Source organism: Streptomyces sp. MK37H (genome assembly GCF_018035285.1).
Classification (GTDB): Bacteria; Actinomycetota; Actinomycetes; order Streptomycetales; family Streptomycetaceae; genus Streptomyces; species Streptomyces endocoffeicus.
This window is the reverse complement of sequence record NZ_JAAAYH010000695.1, coordinates 1-3,008: the sequence shown is the minus strand read 5'-3', so window position 1 is coordinate 3,008 and position 3,008 is coordinate 1. Positions and strand designations below refer to the sequence as shown.

3 protein-coding genes are annotated in these 3,008 nt (G+C 74.6%); all 3 read right to left on the bottom strand.

Going from position 1 to position 3,008, the window contains the following annotated elements; translation table 11 throughout:
- Positions 1 to 67: 67 nt before the first annotated feature.
- Entirely contained in the window at positions 68 to 784 is a 717-nt protein-coding gene (hemQ, locus tag GWI24_RS42845; RefSeq protein WP_210951423.1) for a hydrogen peroxide-dependent heme synthase, read from the bottom strand.
- Positions 785 to 788: 4 nt separating this feature from the next.
- The gene (hemG, locus tag GWI24_RS42840) at positions 789 to 2,333 is read right to left on the bottom strand and encodes a protoporphyrinogen oxidase (RefSeq protein WP_210951422.1); all 1,545 of its coding nucleotides are present in this window, start codon (positions 2,331 to 2,333) and stop codon (positions 789 to 791) included.
- On the bottom strand, positions 2,330 to 3,008 hold a 679-nt coding region (locus GWI24_RS42835), incomplete at its 5' end, for an IclR family transcriptional regulator C-terminal domain-containing protein (RefSeq protein WP_281791649.1). The genes GWI24_RS42835 and hemG, both read right to left, overlap by 4 nt.

Genomic DNA, 3,008 nt, shown 5'->3' with positions numbered 1-3,008 from the left:
GGGCGGGGAGGGGGAAGCATCGATATGCGGCTCCGCCGCGTGGTCCGCCGGGCGCCCCGTGAGGGCGTCAGGCCAGCCCGGCGACGAGCTCGGAGACCGGCTTGCGCCGCCCGGTGTAGAACGGCACCTCCTCGCGCACGTGCCGGCGCGCCTCGGAGCCCCGCAGATGGCGCATCAGGTCGACGATCCGGTGCAGCTCGTCCGCCTCGAAGGCCAGGATCCACTCGTAGTCGCCGAGCGAGAAGGACGCCACCGTGTTGGCGCGCACATCGGGGTAGCCGCGGGCCATCTTGCCGTGGTCCGCGAGCATCCGGCGGCGGTCCTCGTCGGGCAGCAGGTACCAGTCGTAGGAGCGGACGAACGGGTACACGCTGACGTACTCGCGCGCGTTCTCGTCCGCGAGGAACGCCGGGATATGGGACTTGTTGAACTCGGCCGGGCGGTGCAGCGCCATGTTGGACCACACCGGCTCCAGATGCCGCCCCAGCCGGGTGCGGCGGAAGAGGTTGTACGCCTCCTGCAGGGCGTCGGAGGTCTCCGAGTGCCACCAGATCATGACGTCCGCGTCGGCGCGCAGCCCGGACACGTCGTAGGTGCCGCGCACGGTGACGTCCTTGGCGGCGAGCTGGGAGAAGAGCTCCTCGACCTCGTCGGCGTAGCCGGTGCGGTCCTCCGGCAGCACATCGCGCAGCCGGAACACCGACCACAGGGTGTAGCGGATGACCTCGTTGAGGTCCTTGGCCTTCTTACCGGCGTTGGGAGTCTTCTCAGGTGCAGCAGTCATGGCCCTATTCTCGCTCGCCGGCTCCGGCGCCCGGCTCCAGGGTGGCCGCCAGGGTGCCCAGCAGCTCATCGGCCGCCTTACGGGCGCTGCCGACGCACGCGGGGATGCCCACCCCGTCGTAGAGGGCGCCGCACACCGCCAGCCCCGGCACCTTGGCGACCTCGGCGCGGATGCGGGCGACCCGGTCGAGATGGCCCACCGGGTACTGGGGCAGTCCGCCGTCCCAGCGGTCCACCCGGCTCGCGACGGGCCGCGCTGCCAGGCCGACGGCCTCGCCGAGATCGGCGAGCGACATCCTTACCAGATCGGCGTCGTCCCGCTTCAGATCCGCCTCGTCGTCAAACCGCCCGATCGAGGTACGCAGCACGAAGAGATCGGGACCGGCGTCGCGCAGCCAGCCCCACTTGCGGCTGGAGAACGTGGCCGCCTTGATCGTCCGGCCGTCGACCGGCGGCACCAGGAAGCCGCTGCCCTCGGCGAGCGAGGCCACATCGGTGCGCCGGAAGGCCATGGTGACCAGCGCCATCGAGGCGTAGTCCACGGTGGCCAGCTCGGCGGAGGCGGCCGGGGCCCCGGCGGCCAGCAGCCGGGCGGCGGCGGGCGCGGGCACCGCCAGCACCACGGCGTCCGCCGCCACCACCGGCGGGCCGTCCGTACTACCCACGCCGTCCACGCCGCCCGCGCCGTCCATACCGTCCACGCCGCCCGTACCGTCCACGCCGCCCGTACCGCCCGCGCCGTCCACCGTGACGGTCCAGCCGTCGGCGGTGCGCCGCAGTTCCCGTACCGGCGCCCCGGTTCGGATCTCGCCGCCCGCGGCCCGTACGGCGTCGGCGACCGCGAGCGGCAGCCGCCCGATCCCGCCGTCGATGCCCATGAACACCGGGCCGTCCTGCCGTCGCGCGGAGCGCTCGGCCAGCTCCCGGACGCCCTCGGTCAGCGGGCGGCCGGACTGGGCCACCTCGAAGAGGGTGGGGACCGACGCGCGCATCGATGTGCGGTACACATCACCCGCGTACACCCCGCCCAGCAGCGGTTCCACCAGCCGGTCCACGACCTCGCGGCCGAGCCGCTCCGCCAGATACCCGCCGAGCGCCACGTCCTCGCCGACCGGTGTGGGCGGCAGCTCGCGGTCACGGGCGATCCGGGCCAGCCCCTCCGCCGAGATCACCCCGGACGCGGCCAGCGGCTCCAGATCGCCGGGGACGCCCATCACATGCCCCTTGGGCATCGGGCGCAGCCCGCCACGCGTCCAGAGCGAGGCGGTCGCGGTCGCGGGTGGCTGCAGCCGGTCGCCGAGGCCCACGGCGCGCGCCAGCTCGACGGCCTCCGGGCGGCGGGCGAGCATCGACTCGGCGCCCAGGTCCACCGGTACGCCCTCGATCTCCCCCGAGCGCAGCTTGCCGCCGAGCCGTCCCGACGCCTCCAGGACCGTCACCCGCGCCCCGCCGTCCAGCAGCCGGTGGGCCGCCGCGAGGCCCGCGATTCCGCCGCCGATGACCACGACATGGCCGGTGCGCCCCGCCCCCGGGGTGTTCGCCGCTCTCATGCCCCCACTCTCTCACCCGCCCCCAGGGCGTGATGCGCCGAGGCCGTGGCCAGATCGGCCTCGATACGGGCCGCGGTGGCGCGCAGCGCCGGGAGGAGCTCGCCGCGGGCGCTCTCGGCGGTGCCGCGGCCGGCGTGGGTGGCCACGTTGAGCGCGGCCACCACGCGTCCGCGCGCGTCCCTTACGGGCACGGCGAGCGACCGCAGCCCGTCCTCCAGCTCCTGGTCGACCAGGGCGTACCCCTCCGCCGCCGCGTGCTCCACCACGCGCGCCAGCTCGGCCACGTCGGTCACGGTGTGCCGGGTCAGCGCCTCCGGCCGCACCCCGGCGAGGTGGGCGGCGCGGGCGTCGGCGTCCAGGCCCGCGAGCAGCACCCGGCCCATGGAGGTCGCGTAGGCGGGGAAGCGGGTGCCGATGGTGATGTTGACGCTCATGATGCGGACGGTGGGGACGCGCGCGATGTAGCGGATGTCGCCGCCGTCGAGTACGGCGAGGGACGCCGACTCATGGACGGTGCGGACCAGTTCGCGCATGTGCGGCTGGGCGATGTCGGTGAAGCCGAGCTCCGCGAGGGGGGCGTAGCCGAGCTCCAGCACGCGCGGCAGCGGCCGGAAGGCCCGGCCGTCGACCTCCGCGTACCCCAGCTCGACCAGGGTGAGCAGCGAGCGCCGGGCG